This is a genomic window from Mesorhizobium dulcispinae (assembly GCF_033977345.1).
GTDB classification, from domain to species: Bacteria; Pseudomonadota; Alphaproteobacteria; order Rhizobiales; family Rhizobiaceae; genus Mesorhizobium; species Mesorhizobium dulcispinae.
On the sequence record NZ_JAVIIY010000018.1, the window covers coordinates 14,463 to 33,447 of the forward strand.

The following is an 18,985-nucleotide window of genomic DNA, read 5'->3' on the forward strand; positions in this document are numbered from 1 at the left end:
ATCAGCCTCCCTTCATCGGCGAGAGGATTTCGATGCGGTCGCCTTCGGCGAGGAGGCAGCGATCTCGCTCCCCGGCCGGCACGACGTCGCCGTTCAGCGCGGTGGCGAGCCAACCGCCCTGGAAATCGAGTTCGACAAGCAACGCGGCGAGCGTCCCCGCCGCGACTTCATGGCTCTGGCCATTAACGGTGAGCTTCAAGGGCAAACTCCTTCGCGGCGGGATTTCCCAGGATCATGTCGGCTGCCTGCCCAGCCATCGCCGGCGCGAGCAGAAAGCCGTGGCGATAGAGGCCATTGATGCGAATGTTCCTTCCGTCGCGCTCGACGCGAGGCAGGTTGTCGGCAAAGGCAGGGCGTACGCCCACGCCTGTTTCAACCAGCTCCGCTTCGCCGAAGGCCGGATGCAGCGCGTAGGCGGCGCCGAGCAGTTCCATGGTTGAGCGCGCGGTGATCGGACCGGCGGCATCGCACTCGATCATCGTCGCGCCGACCATGAACAGGTTTGCCGAGCGCGGCACGACATAGACCGGGACGCGGGGATGGAGCAGTCGTACCGGCCGCGCCAGCGAGATCTCGGCTGTTTGCAGGACGAGCATCTCGCCGCGCACGCCGCGCAGCTCCGAGCGTCTGTCGGCGATGCCGGTGCAGTCCACCTCGACATCCGCGTATCCCGAGCGGTGGCCAAACTCGATGCGCACGCCAACGCCGAGCAGCTTGTCTCGAAGGGCAAGCAACGCCTTGCGCGGGTCGAGATGCGCTTCCCCGGCGAAGAACAGCCCACGCCCGAACCGGCCAGCGAGAGCTGGTTCGAGTGTCGCGATCTCACAGGCGTCGAGCTGCCTGAAGCGGGATGTGCGGCGGCCGAACCGGTCGAGCTCGCCGGCGTCGCGGGCAGGAGCCAGCACCAGCGTGCCGCGGCGACAGACATGGCCGGGCAAGGCCGCATCCCACCAGTCGGCCGCGCCGCGCCCGAGTGCCAACACCGCCTCTTCGGCGCTCTCGCGTTCGCACCATGGCGCGAGCATGCCGCCGGCCTGCCAGGAGGCATTGCCGGCGATCTCTCTGCGCTTCTCGACGACGGTCACATCGGCGCCGCGTGTTGCCAGCTCGTGCGCGAGCGTCAGCCCGGCAACGCCCGCGCCGCGAATGAGCACCTTCATGTGTTTGTGCTCTCTGTGGTGCTGTCGACGGGCATGTAGAGGTCGCCGCCGTCCCGGTACTTCGCCGCCATGGCGGCAAGCCCGTCCCTCTGCGCTCCCTCTTCTCGGGCGGCATCGCGGATGTCATGCGAGATCCGCATCGAGCAGAATTTTGGGCCGCACATGGAGCAGAAATGCGCCACCTTGTGCGCCTCCTTCGGCAGGGTTTCGTCGTGGAAGGCCCGCGCCGTTTCGGGGTCGAGCGACAGGTTGAACTGATCTTCCCACCTGAACTCGAAGCGCGCCCGCGACAGCGCGTCGTCCCGGACCTTGGCGGCCGGGTGGCCCTTGGCCAGATCGGCGGCGTGAGCGGCGATCTTATAGGTGATGACGCCGGTCTTGACGTCGTCGCGGTCAGGCAGGCCGAGATGCTCCTTTGGCGTGACGTAGCAAAGCATGGCCGTTCCGAACCAGCCGATCATCGCCGCGCCGATGCCGCTTGTGATGTGGTCGTAGCCCGGCGCGATGTCGGTGGTGAGCGGCCCCAGCGTATAGAACGGCGCTTCGCCACAGATCGCGAGCTGCTTGTCCATGTTCTGCTTGATCTTGTGCATCGGAACGTGGCCGGGGCCCTCGATCATCACCTGGCAGTCCTTGGCCCAGGCGATCTTGGTGAGCTCGCCCAGGGTTTCGAGCTCGGCGAACTGGGCGGCGTCATTGGCATCGGCGATCGAGCCGGGGCGAAGACCGTCGCCCAGCGAGAACGCCACGTCATAGGCTCTGGCGATGTCGCAGATCTCTTCGAAATGCTCGTAGAGAAAGCTCTCCTTGTGGTGATGCAGGCACCATTTGGCCATGATCGAGCCGCCGCGCGACACGATGCCGGTGACGCGATCGACGGTGAGCGGAATGTAGGGCAGCCGCACGCCGGCGTGGATCGTGAAATAGTCCACACCCTGTTCGGCCTGCTCGATGAGGGTGTCGCGGAACACCTCCCAGGTCAGCGCCTCGGCAACCCCGCCGACCTTCTCCAGCGCCTGGTAGATCGGCACCGTGCCGATCGGCACCGGCGAATTGCGCACGATCCATTCACGGATGTTGTGGATGTTGCGGCCGGTGGAAAGGTCCATCACCGTATCGGCGCCCCAGCGGATCGCCCACACCATCTTCTCGACCTCCTCGGCCATCGACGAGGTGACGGCGGAATTGCCGATATTGGCGTTGATCTTCACCAGGAAATTGCGGCCGATGATCATCGGCTCGCTCTCGGGATGGTTGATGTTGGAAGGGATGATGGCGCGGCCGCGTGCCACCTCGTCGCGCACGAATTCGGGCGTGACGAAGTCCGGGATCGGGGCGCCGAAGCTCTCGCCATCGCGCTGAAGTCCTGAACGCAATTGCTCACGGCCAAGGTTTTCGCGAATGGCGACAAACTCCATTTCGGGCGTGATGACGCCGGCCCGCGCATAGGCGAATTGGGTGACGGCGCGGCCGCCGGCGGCGCGCAAGGGTTTGTTGCGCACCGGAAATTCCGGAGTCAGGCGATCGGCGGAGACGAACCCGTTGTCCTCGGGCTTGACCGTGCGGCCCTCATAGCGTTCGACATCGCCGCGTGCTTCGATCCATGTCTCACGCAGCCGCGGCAAGCCACGCTCGATCTCGGTTTTCACGGCGGCGTCGGTGTAGGGGCCGGACGAATCGTAGACCGTGACGGGCGGCTCGCCGGCGCTCGGGTGGACCGAGATCTCGCGCATCGGCACCCGCAGACCCGGGTGAACTTGGCCGGGCTTGTAGACCTTCTTGGAAGCTGGCAATTCGCCGACGGTGACGGTCGGGGTGTGGGCATTCATGAGTGAGCCTCCTTGCTCGAGTGCAACGGAGACCCAGTCCACGCGATGAGGAGGAAGTGACGCTTCGCACGGGAGTCGGGGTTTACCCGAATGCCGAAGCCGGATTGCCGACCCGCGAAGCCTCGCACCGTCCCTACGCCAGTATGAACTGGATCAGGTTCAACGGGTCACTGCGCACGATAGCAGTATCTCAGCCCCTTGCCGGGACTCCCCTGGTGAGACGTCTAGGTTGGACGATGCGACGTCGCCCTGTCAACTCCTGTTGCGGGCAGGTGCTCCTCAAGGGAGATTGGGATCGTCAGGCGCCGCGTTCCACGGGATCGGTGGGCGCCCTGCCGGTCAGAAACCAACCACCAGCGCTCCACCAGTCAGGCCGGCACCAGCCGCGGCAAGCAGCAGTTTCTCGCCCGGTCGAAAGGGATCGGCTCCGTGGGCAACCGACAGCGACAGCGGGATCGTCGCAGCCGACGAGTTGCCATAGTCGGCGATGGTCTTGACGATGCGCTCATCCTCGATGCCGAGCGACTTGCCGACCGCGTTGAAGATGCGGGCATTGGCCTGGTGCGGCACGAAACGCGTGATGTCAGGTACCGAAAGTCCGGCCGCAGCCAGTGCTTCGACGGAGCATCGGCTCATCATCTCCACCGCCTTGGCGAAGACATCGCGGCCGTTCGCGATGGTCATGCGGGTTTCGGCGATGTCGATCTCCTCCGCGAAGGGACGGTTGCTGCCGCCGGCCGGGATCTGGATCAGGCCATAGGCGGACCCGTCCGAGGCAAAAGATGAGCCGAGGATGCCGTGGCCGGGATCGCCGGACGGGGCCAACACCACAGCGCCCGCGGCATCGGCAAAGAGCACCGCGCTCGCGCGCTCTGCCGGATTGATCCGGCGGCTCAATATGTTGGCGGCGATGACGATGGCCGGTTTGTTGTGCAACCGCACGAAGCCGTCGGCGAAGGTCATCGCATAAATGAATCCCGCGCAGGCGCCGGCAAGGTCGACCCCGCCGGCCCTCTCAAGGCCAAGTCTGTGCGCCACCAGCGGCGCGCTCGGCGGCAGCAGATGGTCCGGCGTCGACGTGGCCAGAAGCAATAGACCGATCTCCTTGCGATCGATGCCGGCGGCCTTGAGCGCCATGTCGCCCGCCTTGGTCGCCAGTCCGGAAAGCGTGTCGCCTGGCTCCGCCCAGAAACGCGAGCGGATGCCGGTGCGCTGCTCGATCCAGCCCGCCTCCAGCCCGAAGCTTGCCTCGATCTCTGCATTGCCGACCCTGCGCGCCGGCACGTGATGGCCGAGGCCTATGATCCGCGCCGTGCGGTTCATCGGTCGTCGCCCGCAAGTTCAGCCGCCTCGTCGATTGCGTCGTATAGACGGTCGAGTTCGTCGGATGTCACGCAGTATGGCGGCAGCACGTAGATGACGTTGCCAAGCGGCCTCACCAGCAATCCGCGCTCGAGGAAGAAGGCGCGCAGCTTGGGGCCGACCTCGGCCAGATAGCCTGCCTTGCCGACGCGGAGGTCGAGCGCGGCGATGGTGCCGGCCGTGCGCGCATTCTCAAAACGCGGATCTTGGCTGAACCGTGCAACCTTTTCCGCTTGCATTCGCGATAGGGCGGCCACGCGTTCCGCCACGGGTTCGTCACGCCAGATGCCGACATTCGCGAGCGCTGCCGCGCAAGCGATCGGGTTCGCCGTGTAGGAGCTGGAATGAAAGAACGTCCTGGTCCGATCCGTGGAATAATGCGCCCGGAAAATCGCATCGGTGGCGAGCGTCGCCGCGAGCGGCAGCGAGCCGCCCGTCAATCCCTTGGAGGTGCACAAAATGTCGGGCGTGACCGCTGCCTGCTCGCAAGCGAAGATCGTGCCGGTGCGGCCCCAACCGGTCATCACTTCATCGGCGATGAAGAGCGTCTCGGAGCGCTCGGCAATACGTTTGAGTTCGGCGGGCACCCAGGCCGGGTACATCAGCATGCCGCCGGCGCCGAGCACCAGCGGCTCGACGATCAGTGCGGCAACCTGGCGGTCACGCGCCAGCCGCTCGAAGGCATCGAGCGTTTCCTGCTCCCGGCCCGCGGCGGGGAAGGGGATGGTGTCGACCTCGAACAGCAGGGGCTCGTAAGCGGCGTTGAAGACACCGCGCGCGCCCACACTCATCGTGCCGATGGTGTCGCCGTGATAGCTATGCTCCATGACGACGATGCGCGAGCGCGGCGCGCCGTTGTTGCGGTGAAAGCCGAGCGCCATTTTCAGTGCCACCTCGACGCTGGTCGAGCCGCTGTCGGAAAAGAAGACCCAGTCGAGGCCGGCCGGCGTCATGTCGATCAGCGCCGATGCCAATTGCTCAGCCGGCTCGTGGCTGAGGCCGGCGAAGATCACCTGGTCGAGCGTTTCGGTCGCCTCCCGGATCGCTGCCATGATCGTCGGGTGGCGGTGGCCGTGGGTGATCACCCACCACGACGAGATCGCATCGAGTATGCGCCGGCCTTCGCGCGTCTCGATATAGGCGCCTTCAGTGCGCGCGATCGTCGGCGGAACCGGCTCGGTGGCATGTTGGGTGAAGGGGTGCCAGACAGCGGAGCGGCTCAATGCGGGGCCTCCATGAAGTCGGCGACGTTGAACGAGGCCCGCATCGCCGCGGCAAGCGTCTCAGGCTTCAGCGGATCAAGACGCGGCAGACGACCAAGCACCCGCACCTTGCCCATCTCGGCGATCGTCCTTTGCGTATCGGCCATCTCGTCGCCGATGAACGCGACGCCGAGCAGGGGTATGGAGCGGGCGCGCAGAGCCTCGAGCGAAAGCAGGGTGTGGTTGATGGTCCCGAGCGCCGTGCGCGCGCAAAGAATGACCGGTAGTTGCCATTCCCGGAAAATATCGATGAACCTCGTCTGCCGGTTGAGCGGCACCATCAGCCCGCCGGCACCCTCGATGACGAGCGGGCCCGGCAACTCCGGTGGCGAGAGCTTTGCCGCCTCGATCGCGACGCCATCGATTTCGGCCGACCGGTGCGGCGACAGAGGCATCTTCAGACGGTACACTTCCGGCACGACGCGCCCCGCAGGTAAGCCAGAGAGGCGGGCAACGACCTCGCTGTCGGTCTCCTCGTCGAGGCCCGATTGAACCGGCTTCCAATAGAAACCGTCGAGCAGGCCCGCGAGGCCGGCCGAAAAAACCGTCTTGCCGACGCCGGTGTCGGTGCCGGTCACGACGACCCGCGCCGTCATGGTCTGTGCTCCCATTCGTCGGCAAGGGCATCAAACAGTGCCGAAACATCGTCCTCGCCGATATTCAGCGTCAGCGAGATCCTGAGCCTTGCCGTGCCCTCGGGCACGGTTGGCGGGCGGATGCCCCGCACGTCGAAGCCGCGCGACTGCAAAGCTTCAGCCAGCGCCATGGCGCGGGCATTGTCGCCGACGACGACCGGCAGGATCTGCGAACCGCTCGCAGGCAAGCCAAGGCCCTCGGCCCTCTTGGCTGCAAGCGCGACCAGCCGCGCCAGCCGGTCGCGGCGCTCCGGCTCGTCGGCGACGATGTCGAGGGCCGTTGCCGCCGCCACGGCCATCAGCGGCGAGGGCGCGGTGGCGTAGATGAAGGGACGGCACCGGTTGACGAGATAGTCGCAAAGCAGCGCGGGCGCGGTGATCAGCGCGCCGGATGCGCCCAGCGCCTTGCCGCAGGTGTGCAGCACCACGACATTGTCGCGGCCTTCGAGATCGTGCGCGAGCCCGCGCCCGTCCGGGCCGTAGATACCGGTGGCGTGCGCCTCGTCCACAAACAGGAACGAATCGTGGCGGTCCGCAACCTCGATCAGTTCATCGAGCGAAGCCCGGTCGCCGTCCATGCTGTAGAGGCTCTCGACCACGATCCAGGGGCGGCCCGCGCCACCTCTCGCGCGCCAGTTTCGGATCGCATCGTTGACCGCGTCGGCGTCATTGTGCGCGGCTTCCGTCACTTCGGCGCGGCCGGCTCGCGCCCCCTCATGCGCGCTGGCATGGACGAGTTCGTCCAGCACGATCAGATCGCCCTTTTGCGGCAAGGTCGTGAGCACCGCGAAATTGGCGACATAGCCGCCGCCGAAGAACAGAGCGCGCTCGGCGCCGAAGAACGCGGCTGCCTTGGCTTCGAGCGCTTCATGCTCAGGCATGTTGCCGCGCAGCAACCGTGAGCCGGTCGCTCCGACGGGCGTGCCGGCGGCGAGTGCCGCAGTAACTGCCTCCGCGATACGCTGCGAGCAAGCGAGGCCGAGATAGTCGTTGGAGGCGAAGTCGAGGCCGGCGCGGGCGCTGAGGGTCCGCAATCGGCTCTTGCGGGCCAGCCCTCGCAGGCTGGCCTCGTAGCGCTCGAGCGAAGCGTGCCCTTTCACTGGGCTTCGCGCTCCATCGGCTTGATGCCCAGCCGGCGAAACAGCGCGCCGTCCTTGTCCTCTCCAGGGTTCCCGGCGGTCAGCAAAGTGTCGCCGACAAAGATGGAGTTGGCACCCGCGAAGAAGCAGAGAGCCTGCATCTCGTCGCTCATCGCCGTGCGGCCGGCCGAGAGCCGCACATGCGATTTCGGCATCATGATGCGGGCGAGCGCGATGGTTCGCACGAATTCGATCGGCTCGATGGACTCGGCCTCGCCGAGCGGCGTGCCCTCGATCGGGATCAGCATGTTGATCGGCACGCTGTCGGGCGGCTCCGGCAGATTGGCCAAAGTCACCAGCATGTCGATGCGGTCGGCCTTCTCCTCGCCCATCCCGACAATGCCGCCGCAGCAGACCTTGATGCCGCTGTCGCGGACATTGGCCAGCGTGTCCAGCCGCTCAGTGAAGGTCCGGGTCGAGATGATCTCGCGATAGTAGCGCTCGGAGGTGTCGATGTTGTGGTTGTAGTAGTCGAGGCCGGCCTGCTTCAGCCGCTGCGCCTGACCGAGGTCGAGCATGCCGAGCGTCATGCAGGTCTCCATGCCGAGAGCCTTCACGCCCTCGACCATGGCGACGACGGTGTCCATGTCGCGCTCCTTGGGGCTGCGCCAGGCCGCCCCCATGCAATAGCGCGTGGCGCCTGCGTCGCGCGCCTTCCTGGCCTCGGCGATGAATTGAACCTCCATCAGCTTCGACGCCTTGAGCCCGGACTGGTGATGCGACGACTGGCTGCAATAGCCGCAATCCTCCGGGCAGCCGCCGGTCTTGATCGAAAGCAGGCGCGACAGCTGCACCCGGTTGGGATCGAAATTCTCGCGGTGAATCGTCTGGGCTCGGAACAGCAAGTCGTTGAAGGGCAGGTCGTAGACTGCCTGCGCCGCTTCCCGATTCCATTGCGGGGAGCCTGGGCTGATCGGCTCACCGGTCGCGTCCACATGTAGCTGCGGGTTCATTCCACCTCCGCTTCGAGGGTTATTCGGCGGCCGGCAATCCGGAAGATCGGCCGCCGAGCTCAATTTCTATTTGGCAACAAGCGCGGGTATAGGGAGCGGCTTATTAGCGACGTCGAGTATCGAAAAGCTGTAGCCTCCGACCGCGTCGCGCTCAACCGAATAGGTCAGATGGTCGACGACGCGATTGTCCTTGTCGAAGGCCAGCACACGCGGCTTGAGCGCGGTCAGCTCCCTCTCGTGCACATAGACCGAATTGCAGATGATGACCTGATCGCCCGGCTGGCTGGTGCGGGCCGCGGCGCCATTGAGGATGCAGCAGCGCGATCCGCGTTCGTCGAGGATGACGTAGGTCGAGATCCTTGCGCCGGAGTTCTTGTTCCAGATATCGACGAATTCCATCGGCAGGATGCCCGCCTCCTCGCAATGGTCGGGGTCGAGCGTGATCGAGCCATGGTAGTCGAGATTGGCCTCGGTGACGTGGTGCCGTGCAGCTTGCCGGCAACGATTTTGCGCATGCCATTCCTCCAGACCGTTCAAATTGCGCTGCGTCGCTTATCTTGTAGGAGCGGCGGTGGACGACTAGGCCAGCTTAGGGCTCGGCTCTCAGCTCTGCCTCAGTTCAAGAGCCTGTTCATGTTCGTATCGACCGCGATGTCCAAGCCGATATCGAGGATCGGCGCGCTGTGGGTGATCCAGCCGACCGATATCAGGTCGACCCCGGTCGCTGCAATCGCAGGTGCCGTCTGAACGTTCACCCGGCCGGACGCCTCTGTGATGGCGCGGCCACCCACCATTGCTACCGCCTGGGTCAGCTGCTCGACGGACATGTTGTCCAAGAGCACAGCATCGATTCCCGCCGCGAGTGCTATATCGAGCTGTTCAAGCGTGTCGACCTCGACCTCGATCTTCACCATATGGCCAGCAGCCGCCCGCGCGCGCTCGATCGCCGTGCGGATATCGCCGGCAATCGCGATGTGGTTGTCTTTGATCAGCATAGCGTCGTCGAGCCCGAAACGATGATTGGCTCCGCCGCCCGCACGCACGGCATATTTTTCGAGGGCGCGAAGGCCGGGTGTCGTCTTTCTCGTGCAGACGATCTTGGCCTTGTGGCCGCGTACGGCGTCGACTATCGCCGCTGTGGCGGTCGCAATGCCGCTCAGGTGGCACAGGAAGTTGAGTGCGGTGCGCTCGGCGGTGAGCAGGGCGCGCGCCGGCCCGCTGACGCTGGCGACCGTCTCGCCCACCGCCACTTCGCTGCCGTCGGGACGCCGCACCTGCATATCGATCGTCGTTTCGACGAGCAGGAAGGCGTAGGCTGCCAGGTCGAGCCCGGCAATCACGCCCGCCTGCCGCGCGGTAAGCGCAAGCGTAGCCGCGCGGTCATGGGGAATGACCGATTCGCTGGTCAGGTCGCTCCCTCTGCCCAGGTCCTCCACGAGCGCATTGCGCACAATCGGCTCGATAATGATCGAGGGTAGAGGCAGTAGTGGCGTCATTTTTAGGCGATCCGTGCTGGGAGTAGGTTGCTAAGGGCGGCTGACGCCTCGAATGCCCCGTCGAAGGTCAGCCGCAGAGATCGCGGCTGTGTATCGCGGCTGGGGAAATCGGTCCGGAAGTGCGAGCCTCGGCTTTCCTTGCGGCGAAGAGCTGCGACCGTGATCATCAAAGCTACCAGCGCGGGGTCCGAGGCGGCATCGCGACTGGCGGCAATCGGGGCCAGCATCATCGCCGCCGCGCGCAGCGTCTGGCCGTCGCGCTCGATGCCGAGCGCATGCGAAGCGATCGGACGGATGCGCGAGGCATCGGGTCGCGGCGGCACGATCGCCGGCTTCAGCCGTTTGTGCGCGCTTGGCGACGCGGCTGCGACGCTTGCAGCGACCCAGGAGGCCGATGTTACGGCTTCGACGAGCGAGTTGCTGGCAAGCCGGTTGGCTCCGTGCAGCCCGGTCCGGGCGACCTCGCCACACGCCCACAGGCCGCGAAGCGAGCTGCGACCCTCGGTGTCCACGGCCACGCCACCCATGTGATAGTGGGCCGCAGGACGCACGGGGATAGGCTCCCGAGCAGGGTCGATGCCGGCCTCGTGGCAGAGCAATGCGATCGCGGGAAAACGCTCGGCGAATCTCGGCCCGAGGCACTGCCGCGCATCGAGGAACACTCGATGCCCGGCGCCAAGCTGATGCCATACACCCCGCGCCACGACATCGCGCGGCGCCAATTCGCCTGCGGGCGTATCGGCGAGGAAGCGCCGGCCATGTTCGTCGACGAGAACCGCGCCTTCGCCGCGCACCGCTTCGCTCACCAGCGGCATCGGACGCCTCGGGCCGTCGAGCGCGGTCGGATGGAACTGGACGAATTCTAGATCGGCAAGCTCAGCGTCCGCACGCGCGGCAAGCGCCAGGCCCTGGCCGAACGAGCCGAGCGGGTTCGTCGTATGATGGAAGAGGCTGCCTATGCCGCCGGTCGCGAGCACCACGCGGCCTGTCGAGAGCGTCATCGCGTCGCCTTCTCCGACAGCAAGCACGCCGGCTATTTCGCCGTCCTCGACAAAGAGACTTCGGACCTCGACGCCTTCAAGGACGGAAATAGAAGGCGTCCGCCGCACGGCGGCGACAAGCGCACGGATCAGCTCGCGGCCGGTGGCGTCGCCGCCCGCATGGACGATACGCCGGCGCGAATGCGCGGCTTCCAGCCCGCGCAGCCACGTGCCGTCGAGCGCTTGGTCGAAAGCAACGCCCAGCCGCGCGAGATGTTCGATCGCTTGCGGTGCCGCCTCGACGACTCGCCTCACGGCCATCTCGTCGCCAAGCCCGTCGCCGGCAGCGAGTGTGTCGGCAAGATGCAGATCCGGGCAATCATCGCTGCCCAGGCTTGCCGCAATCCCACCCTGGGCAAGGGTGCTGGAGGTTTCGTCTCCCAGCGAAGCTTTGGAGATGAGAACCACCGGCTCCGGGGCGAGATGAAGCGCCGTCATGAGGCCCGCGATGCCGCCGCCGATGATGACCGGCCGGCCGTGGAGATGGTCCATCGTCATACGGCGAGCATCCGTTCCACCGCCAGTCGTGCGCGGTCGGCGATGCCGCGATCGATCGCCACGACGTGGCGGTTCTCCTCGAGTGCCGTGCGGATGTTGGCGAGCGTGATGCGCTTCATATGCGGGCAGAGGTTGCAGGGGCGCACGAAGTCGACCTCGGGATGCTCGACGGCGACATTGTCGCTCATCGAGCATTCGGTCATCAGCACGACGCGCGCCGGTTTATGCCGTCCGACATAGTCGGACATCGCCGCTGTCGAGCCCGCGAAATCCGCTTCCGCGACAACGTCCGGCGGGCACTCGGGATGGGCAAGAACCGTGACGCCGGGATACGCCTCGCGCAGTTCGCGTATATCGGCAGGACTGAAGCGTTCGTGGACCTCGCAGTGTCCCTTCCAGGCGATGATCTCGACCTTCGTCTGCGCCGCGATGTTCTTCGCCAGATATTCGTCGGGCAGCATGATCACCCGCGGCACGCCGAGCGATTCCACCACCGCCAGCGCATTGCCCGAGGTGCAGCAGATGTCGGACTCTGCCTTTACCGCCGCGGAGGTGTTGACGTAGGTCACGACCGGCAGGCCGGGATAGCGTTGCCGCATCAGCCGAACGTCCGAAGCCGTAATCGAGTCGGCCAGCGAGCAGCCGGCGCCGAGATCCGGGATGAGCACGGTCTTACCGGGATTGAGCAGCTTCGCCGTCTCGGCCATGAAATGCACGCCGGCCAGCACGATGACGTCCGCATCGACCGACATCGCCTTGCGGGCCAGCGCCAGGCTGTCGCCGACGATGTCGGCCACGCAATGGAAGATTTCGGGCGTCTGGTAATTGTGCGCCAGGATGACGGCGTTGCGCTCGCGCTTCAGCGCCAGGATGGCGTCGATGTCGCCGGTGAAGGCTGGCCATTCGATCGGCGGGATCACCCGCTGGACGCGATCGTAGAGGGATGCGGCGGTCGGCAACGAAACGGACATCGGCGCTCCAATTATTCTCATAATGAGTATAATCTGGATATATTCTTACTATGAGAATAATGCCTGTCAAGCGCGCGATAGTGGCAATTTCGTCCCTGCGACAACCCGCTCGTCGAGAACGGCATGGCGGAAGCGGAAAAGCTTCGCCGGTCGCCCGACAGTGTCGGCGGTCGTCTCGCCCGTCTCCTCGACCAGTTCCTGCTGCTCGATGAGGCGCCGGAAGTTCGGCTTGTGGACCAGCCTTCCGGAGAGCGCTTCCACTGTGCGCTGCAATTGCAGGAAGGTGAATACGGGCGGCATCAGTTCGAACACGACGGGCCGGTATTTGATCTTGGAGCGCAGCCGCGCGATCCCCGTCGCCAGGATGCGACGATGGTCGGCTATCATCGACGTCCCGGGTATCGGCGAGGATGCGCTTTGCTCCGACCCGCGCGTTGCCTCTTCGACCAGGGCTGCCTCGTAGAGGAGTTCGTAACGCTGCAGGACGAGCTCTTCGTTCCAGTCGCGGCCGTCAAAGCCAAAGGCGATTGCAGCCCGCTGTCGGCGCTCGCGCCGCAATGGATCGTGACTGGCCTCGTCCGCCCAGGTCAGCAGGCGCGACTGCAGTATGTCCGAGACCATCGGCGGGGCGCCGGAACGGTGATCTTCCCAAGGAAAATAGTCGTACCAGCTCCGCCAGGCGCGCATGCTCGGGCCGGCGGCGTGCTCTGCGCGTGTCAGGGCAAGGTAGCTGATCGAGATCACCCGCTGCTGGCGTTGCTCGCCAATCCGGTCGCGGTCGGCAAAGGTGTAGAGCTGCTCGATATAGCCGAGCTGGTGGCCGGTCTGATGCTCCACCCATGCACGGAGGCCGAACTGCAGAGAACGATGACCAAGTTCAAATGGGCCCGAAGGTAGGGCATTGGCCCCTCCGACGGTGAGCACGCTCGGCCCCTGATCCGTAACCGCTACAACGACCGCGATCAGGTCTACGCTGGCGTCTTGCGCCTTGCCCGACGCGCTCTTCTTCGTTGTAGCGGACATCTGGTCCTGCATATTTTCGCGCGCGTTTCAGTTAAATGCGGTCGCAGCGCTTGGATTACGGCCTTCGCTAGCTTGGGCTGCCGCCATTCACACGTGCTGCCGAAGATAGGCCGAGCTATTGCCTTCTTCTAGAAGTTGATAGTGGCGGAGGCGGATCCAAACGAGCTAAATCCGTCTTTGTTTTTAAATAGTTGATGCTACAGCCGGCAATGCCATCCAAAAGAAATACCAAAAATTTTTTCTGTGGATCGGTTCGGTTCCCAGCTTCGGCTCGTTCCCTATCCAATGCCCGAAAACATAAGCAAATTCAGCGATTTGCGGAGACTGAAGCGTAGAGGCTTCGGCGAACAGGAATGTCGGGAGAAGAGGGGATGGTGCCAGAGGCGGAATCCAAGTCAAAGAAATATCGCTTTGTATTCAGTTGGTTGAGGATCGTGCTGTGGCAGTTTTGACCAACAAAAATACCAACAAAATATTTCTCTGGATTGGTTCGGTTTCCGAATACTGTGTGCCAAGTGACGTATCTGCACCTATGTTAGACGCTGAAAGCTCTGGCCGATACCCAGTGATACGGGGGTTCGAGTCGCAGGAGGGCTACCGCCAATACAGCGCCGTTGTAGAAATCGTTTGTTGAAACGGACTTTTTAGGTCGGCTGCCGCCGACATCGCGGCCCTCGATCGGCCGTCCGGCTGCTGGAACTCTATACCGATTGATGGATGACGTTGGCCGCGAGCGGTGTTAACATTTTCGATACACATGGTCCGCTGAGCCTAGCAGCGCCCATGGAGTGCCGGTTGGGAGACTCCTCCTTCCTACGAGTTGCTGGTGCACCGACGCATTGGATCTATAGATCTCGGCAACTCACCGGCGCTGGCGGGCATTCCGGTAGCGTCGGCTACGTGTCGATTGCAGATTTTAGGGGTGCGGCTGGGCAGGCCCTGTCTGCCTGAGAAAGACGAGCTTCCCGTCCAGTTGCGAGATGACGAAACCACCGTTGTCGAGAGGCAGCACGTCGACCGGGCGGGTCAGACCGTCGAGAAGCACCTGCCTTTTTCCTGAGACGAGGTCCATCTCGAGGAGCCTGCCGCTGTCAGACGCCCAGCCACTGGACTGATCGAAAGTGCCGTGCTCCAGGACCAGCATCTCTTCCGTCGCATCGAAGACGACATCGACCGGGGCATTCAGGCCGGCGGCCTCGATGCGGGCGATGCTTGTTTGGCCGGCCTGCGGCAGCGAGACGATACGGCCGCTGCCGGCAAGAAAGGGAAATCCGCCAAACAGGGAGACGTAAAGCCGGCCACCATGCACGGCAAGGCCAGTCGGAACCGCGTCGAACTCGTATTTTTGCTTGTCGCCGAATTCGGTCGGCGACAAGGCCGTTAAGGTCTGGCCGCTGGTGCTCAGCCGGGCAAAGGCGAAGAGCTCTGTTCGACCGCTCCCGTCGACCAGAAGACGTTCGACCGAGTTCCGCGCGGCGTCTATTACGTAGAGCGTGTCGCCCGACATGGCGAAGTCGTAGGGGTTCCAGAAGTCGTTGCTGACGACCTTCGTGACGGCGCCCTCATCGACCTCGAGCATTGCATGGTCGTTGGCGTCCTCATTGCGGTCCGCCGGCGTCCAGCCCTGGGCGACGAGATAGCCTTTGCCATGGCGCTCAACCCTATAGGGTCCGGTCGGGTCGCCCATGACGTCGGTGCCGTGCGGCAAGACCGGCCCGAATGCGGTGAATTGGCCATTCGGGCCGCGCCTGTAGAGGCGGCCGTCGGCCAGGTCCGTGACCAGAAGCGCATCGCCGTCGCGTGCAAGGCCGGCAAAGATCGCTCCCGGCTTTTGCACGGTTTCGACTTCGTATCCCGGCGCCGCCTTCGGTTCCGCTAAGCCGTCGGCTGCGACCATCATGAGTGAGAGGGCGATCAATCCGGCGAGCGCACGCATCGGAAGCCTCCGTTGGCAGCGAAGCGAAAATCGGGGTCGTAGGCAAGCCGGTAGGTCGCGCTCAGGCGGGCGGGGTCGCTGTTCCACGCGCCGCCGCGAAGCACTCGATACTTTCCGCCTATCTCGGGCGGCGCTTCACCGCTGTAGGGTGCGTAGAAATCACGGGTCCATTCCCACACATTGCCGACGAGATTAAGCAGCCCCTCCTTGCTTGCCCCTTGGGGAAGCGACCGTGCGGGCGCCGTGATGTCATCACCACCGCAACAGGTGTCGCGCCCGTAATTGGCGCGTGCGGCGTCGACCGGCGCGTCGCCCCAAGGAAAGCGCGCTCCTTGCGTCCCGCGCGCCGCGCGCTCGTATTCCTGCTCGGACGGCAGCTTCAGGCCGTAATGGGCGCAAAACGCCTCGGCATCGGCAAAGCTGACGCCGACGACCGGATGGTCGGGCAGGCCCAGGGCTGGATGCCGGTCGTAGAAAGCGGCCCGATGGCCCGTTGCTGTGACGAAGCGGCGGTACTGTGCGTTGGTGATCTCGGTCTGGTTCATGGCGAAGGCCTGGCCTTCGACAATGTGTTGCGGCCGCTCGTTTTCATTGCCCATGTCGTTACCGAAGACGAACGGGCCTCCTGGTATTTCGACAAGCGGGTTGTCTGCGATAGCATCATCGTCGGCAGCGGCGGCTCCGGCCCACATGAGTGAGGCCACGGCGAGGAGCATCCTAGAAATCGACACGTTCCTGACTCTGGCGATCGAACACGAATGCGCGTTCGGGCGAGAAGCCTACCTGCACGATCTGGTCGTAGTCGCCGGCGAAGTTCTTGTCTGCGCGAACAGCGAGCAAGGCCGCACCGGCGCGCACGGTGACCAACGTGCTTTCGCCAGTCAGTTCGACCGAATAGATCGGGGCGGCGATATTGGCCTTTGCGCCTCCGGCGGGGATAACGTGAATGTCCTCTGGGCGAACGCCGAGCACAGCCCGCGCAACGCTCGCACTTCCGAGGCCGTCGACCCTGATGCCACCGGGGCTTGTGAAGACCCCGTCCTTCACCTCACCATCGATAAGGTTCATCGGCGGCGAGCCGATGAAGCCTGCGACGAAGAGGGTCCTCGGGTCGTTGTAGATTTCCCTTGGCGTACCGAGCTGCTCGATCACGCCCTTGTTCATCACCGCCACTCTGTCGGCGAGGGTCATCGCTTCGATCTGGTCGTGGGTGACGTAGATCGTCGTCACTTGCAGCTCGTGCTGGAGGTGCTTGAGTTCGGCCCGCATCTGGACCCGCAGCTTGGCGTCCAGGTTGGACAGCGGTTCGTCCATCAGGAAGACCTTTGGCGTTCGGATGATGGCACGAGCGAGGGCCACGCGCTGGCGCTGTCCGCCGGAGAGCTGTTTCGGCAGCCGGTCGAGCAGCCCGTCGAGCTCAACCCGGCGTGCCACCTCCATGATCATCCGGCGCCGCTTGTCTTCCGGCACCTTGCGGATCTTCAACGGGTAGCCGATGTTGTCCGCGACGCTGAGGTGGGGGTAGAGCGCGTAGGACTGGAAGACCATCGCGACATCGCGATATTTCGGCAGCACGCCGTTGACCCGGTCGCTGCCGATGAAGATGTCTCCGGCAGTGACCTCTTCGAGGCCAGCGACCATGCGCATCGTCGTGGTCTTCCCACAGCCCGAAGGTCCGAGCAGGACGAGAAGCTTCTTGTCGCGCACCTCGAGATTGAGGTCGCTGACCGCGGTAAAGGCGCCGAACTTCTTGACTACGTGCTGGAAGACGACCGAGGCCATGGTTCATCCCCTTGACCGCTCATCCCTTGACCGCGCCGAACGAGATGCCGCGGACTAGATGTTTCTGGACGACGAAAGCGAAGATCACGATGGGGATGCAGGCGGTGAAGCCGGCAGCGCTGATTTCGCCCCAATAGGTGTTGTACTGGGTGACGCGGCCGGCAATGCCGATCGGCAGCGTCTGCGATCGTTCGGTCAGGGTCAGGATGAGGGCGAGCAGGAACTCGTTCCACGAAATGATCAGGCAAAAGATGGCTGTGGCCGCCAGCCCGGGACGGGCGAGGGGCAAGGCGACATGCAGGAACGCGCCCAATCGCGTGTCGCCGTCGACCATGGCCGCCTCCTCGAGCTCGACCGGCAGGTCCTGGAAATAGCTCTTCATCATCCAGGTCGCGAAAGGCAGGTTGAACGCCGTATAGGCGATGATTACCGCAGGCTTCGTGTTCAGCATGCCGAGATGGTTGAAGGCGATGTAGAGCGGGATGATGGTCACGATGGGCGGCATCATGCGCGTCGACAGGATCCAGAACGAGATCTGATAGCGCCATCTGCCCGGATACTGGAAACGGGCAAGCGCATAGCCGGCCAGGGAGCCGAAGACGACTGAGACGAGCGTCGTCGAGACAGCGATGATCAGGCTGTTCAATGCATAGATCAGGAAGGGCCGCTCGATGAAGGCTGCGCGGTAATGCTTCAACGTCGGATTGGCGGGGATCCATTGCGGCGGTATCGAGAAGATGTCGATGTCGTATTTGAACGAGTTGGCCGCGATCCAGTAGACCGGGAAGAGGGTGACCACGAGCGCAACGGCGATCGTCGCATAGGCGGCGACGCGCTGGATTTCGATACTTTTACGGCGGTGCGCCATAGATCCTCTAGTCGGCAAGCCGCATGCGCTTGATGAACCACGTGCTGAACGCGACGGTCATGAACAGCACGAACAGTGATATGGCGGCCGCATAGCTGGGGTCGGCAAAGCGGTACGCCACCTGGTAAATGTAGAGACTGAGCGTCTTGGTCCGGTCAGCGGGGCCCCCGCCGGTCAGGATGAACACGAGGTCGAAGAGCCGCAGCGCGTCCATGATGCGCAGAAGCAGCGCGATGGCAATGATCGGCTTCAGGAACGGCAGCGTCAGATCCCAGAACTGCCGCCAAGCGGAAGCGCCATCAATCGCCGCCGCCTCGTAGGGCTCGTCCGGTAGGCTCGCGAGCCCGGCAAGCATTAGCAGGAACATGAACGGTGTCCATTGCCAGACATCGGCGACGATCACGGAGAACATCGCGAGTCGGACGTCGCCGGCCCAGGCCTGAAGAGGCAGGCCGAGCCGGAACATGATCTCGTTGAGCACCCCGAATTGCGGCTCGTAGATGACCTTCCAGGTGATGGCGACCGCAACCGGCGGCAGCATCATCGGCAGCATCAGGACCGTTTTCAGGAAATTCAAGCGCCGGATGTATCGGTCGAGTAGCAAGGCGAGGCCAAGGCCGAGAAGGAACTCGGTGCTGACGGCAAAGACGGTGAACAACAGCGTGTTCCATAAGCCGACGTGAAACTGCTCGTCGGTGAGAAGCCTCAGAAAATTGTCAGCGCCGGCAAATTGCCAGGGCAGGTCGGGGTTGGGGCTGATCCGGGTTACCGCCGCGACGATCATGTAGATCGACGGAAATATCGTGAGCGTCAGCAGCACCAGCATGGCGGGCGCAAGCATCAGAACCCGGAGATGGAGCTCAAGCCACCGCTCGAACGAATTTCCGAACTTCGCACCGGCAGAAACGGTCATCGGAAGTTCTATCCGTCATATCTGCCAATCATAGCATGGCGAACCCCGAGAGCCAAAGCCGGCGCGGACATGCCTGCGCTATCCGAGCGGTAACCCAGCAAATGGAGCGGCATAACCG

At 64.1% G+C, this 18,985-nt stretch carries 17 protein-coding genes, 1 pseudogene and 1 riboswitch; all 18 genes and pseudogenes read right to left on the reverse strand.

The features are described 5' to 3' along the window. Position 1 precedes the first annotated feature (1 nt). The 18 genes and pseudogenes from thiS to RFN30_RS27460 all read right to left on the reverse strand — a co-directional run bounded on the left by thiS (position 2) and on the right by RFN30_RS27460 (position 18,780). The gene (thiS, locus tag RFN30_RS27375) at positions 2 to 199 is read right to left on the reverse strand and encodes a sulfur carrier protein ThiS (protein ID WP_320265184.1); all 198 of its coding nucleotides are present in this window, start codon (positions 197 to 199) and stop codon (positions 2 to 4) included. Continuing rightward, entirely contained in the window at positions 183 to 1,160 is a 978-nt protein-coding gene (gene thiO / locus RFN30_RS27380; protein ID WP_320265185.1) for a glycine oxidase ThiO, read from the reverse strand. The genes thiS and thiO overlap by 17 nt, the downstream gene beginning before the upstream one ends. Then, positions 1,157 to 2,989, reverse strand: a complete 1,833-nt coding sequence (thiC, locus tag RFN30_RS27385) for a phosphomethylpyrimidine synthase ThiC (protein ID WP_320265186.1) — start codon at positions 2,987 to 2,989, stop codon at positions 1,157 to 1,159. Before thiC ends, thiO begins: the two co-directional genes overlap by 4 nt. A 112-nt stretch (positions 2,990 to 3,101) precedes the next feature. Then, a riboswitch (TPP riboswitch) is annotated at positions 3,102 to 3,213 on the reverse strand. Between the two features lie 115 nt (positions 3,214 to 3,328). Beyond that, a complete protein-coding gene (gene bioZ / locus RFN30_RS27390; RefSeq protein ID WP_320265187.1) occupies positions 3,329 to 4,312 on the reverse strand; it encodes a 3-oxopimeloyl-[acyl-carrier-protein] synthase BioZ in 984 nt (327 codons plus the stop codon). Then, entirely contained in the window at positions 4,309 to 5,574 is a 1,266-nt protein-coding gene (locus tag RFN30_RS27395; protein WP_320265188.1) for an adenosylmethionine--8-amino-7-oxononanoate transaminase, read from the reverse strand. Before RFN30_RS27395 ends, bioZ begins: the two co-directional genes overlap by 4 nt. After that, the gene (gene bioD, locus RFN30_RS27400; RefSeq protein ID WP_320265189.1) at positions 5,571 to 6,209 is read right to left on the reverse strand and encodes a dethiobiotin synthase; all 639 of its coding nucleotides are present in this window, start codon (positions 6,207 to 6,209) and stop codon (positions 5,571 to 5,573) included. The genes RFN30_RS27395 and bioD overlap by 4 nt, the downstream gene beginning before the upstream one ends. Continuing rightward, positions 6,206 to 7,348 carry an 8-amino-7-oxononanoate synthase gene (locus tag RFN30_RS27405; RefSeq protein ID WP_320265190.1) on the reverse strand — a complete coding sequence of 381 codons (1,143 nt, stop codon included), beginning with the start codon at positions 7,346 to 7,348 and terminating at the stop codon, positions 6,206 to 6,208. The genes bioD and RFN30_RS27405 overlap by 4 nt, the downstream gene beginning before the upstream one ends. Next, positions 7,345 to 8,340, reverse strand: coding sequence for a biotin synthase BioB (gene bioB / locus RFN30_RS27410; protein WP_320265191.1), 996 nt, complete (start codon positions 8,338 to 8,340; stop codon positions 7,345 to 7,347). Before bioB ends, RFN30_RS27405 begins: the two co-directional genes overlap by 4 nt. Positions 8,341 to 8,406: 66 nt before the next feature. Next, positions 8,407 to 8,855: pseudogene (gene panD, locus RFN30_RS27415) on the reverse strand (aspartate 1-decarboxylase). A 99-nt stretch (positions 8,856 to 8,954) separates the two neighbouring features. Then, complete coding sequence (gene nadC / locus RFN30_RS27420) at positions 8,955 to 9,836, reverse strand: carboxylating nicotinate-nucleotide diphosphorylase (RefSeq protein ID WP_320265192.1); 882 nt, start codon at positions 9,834 to 9,836, stop codon at positions 8,955 to 8,957. 2 nt (positions 9,837 to 9,838) lie between these two features. Beyond that, positions 9,839 to 11,374: an L-aspartate oxidase gene (locus tag RFN30_RS27425; RefSeq protein WP_320265193.1), complete on the reverse strand. Its 1,536-nt coding sequence runs from the start codon at positions 11,372 to 11,374 to the stop codon at positions 9,839 to 9,841. Next, a complete protein-coding gene (gene nadA, locus RFN30_RS27430; RefSeq protein WP_320265194.1) occupies positions 11,371 to 12,345 on the reverse strand; it encodes a quinolinate synthase NadA in 975 nt (324 codons plus the stop codon). The genes RFN30_RS27425 and nadA overlap by 4 nt, the downstream gene beginning before the upstream one ends. A gap of 66 nt (positions 12,346 to 12,411) precedes the next feature. Then, positions 12,412 to 13,380 (reverse strand): NUDIX hydrolase, encoded by a 969-nt coding sequence (locus RFN30_RS27435; RefSeq protein ID WP_320265195.1) that lies wholly within the window; start codon positions 13,378 to 13,380, stop codon positions 12,412 to 12,414. A 904-nt stretch (positions 13,381 to 14,284) separates the two neighbouring features. Continuing rightward, positions 14,285 to 15,304 carry a ScyD/ScyE family protein gene (locus tag RFN30_RS27440; protein WP_320265196.1) on the reverse strand — a complete coding sequence of 340 codons (1,020 nt, stop codon included), beginning with the start codon at positions 15,302 to 15,304 and terminating at the stop codon, positions 14,285 to 14,287. Continuing rightward, positions 15,283 to 16,020 (reverse strand): formylglycine-generating enzyme family protein, encoded by a 738-nt coding sequence (locus RFN30_RS27445; RefSeq protein ID WP_320265197.1) that lies wholly within the window; start codon positions 16,018 to 16,020, stop codon positions 15,283 to 15,285. Before RFN30_RS27445 ends, RFN30_RS27440 begins: the two co-directional genes overlap by 22 nt. A 1-nt stretch (position 16,021) precedes the next feature. Beyond that, positions 16,022 to 17,086 (reverse strand): ABC transporter ATP-binding protein, encoded by a 1,065-nt coding sequence (locus tag RFN30_RS27450; protein ID WP_320265198.1) that lies wholly within the window; start codon positions 17,084 to 17,086, stop codon positions 16,022 to 16,024. A 19-nt stretch (positions 17,087 to 17,105) separates the two neighbouring features. Then, the gene (locus RFN30_RS27455) at positions 17,106 to 17,954 is read right to left on the reverse strand and encodes a carbohydrate ABC transporter permease (protein ID WP_320265199.1); all 849 of its coding nucleotides are present in this window, start codon (positions 17,952 to 17,954) and stop codon (positions 17,106 to 17,108) included. 7 nt (positions 17,955 to 17,961) lie between these two features. Beyond that, a complete protein-coding gene (locus tag RFN30_RS27460; RefSeq protein WP_430699090.1) occupies positions 17,962 to 18,780 on the reverse strand; it encodes a carbohydrate ABC transporter permease in 819 nt (272 codons plus the stop codon). Between the last annotated feature and the right edge of the window lie 205 nt (positions 18,781 to 18,985).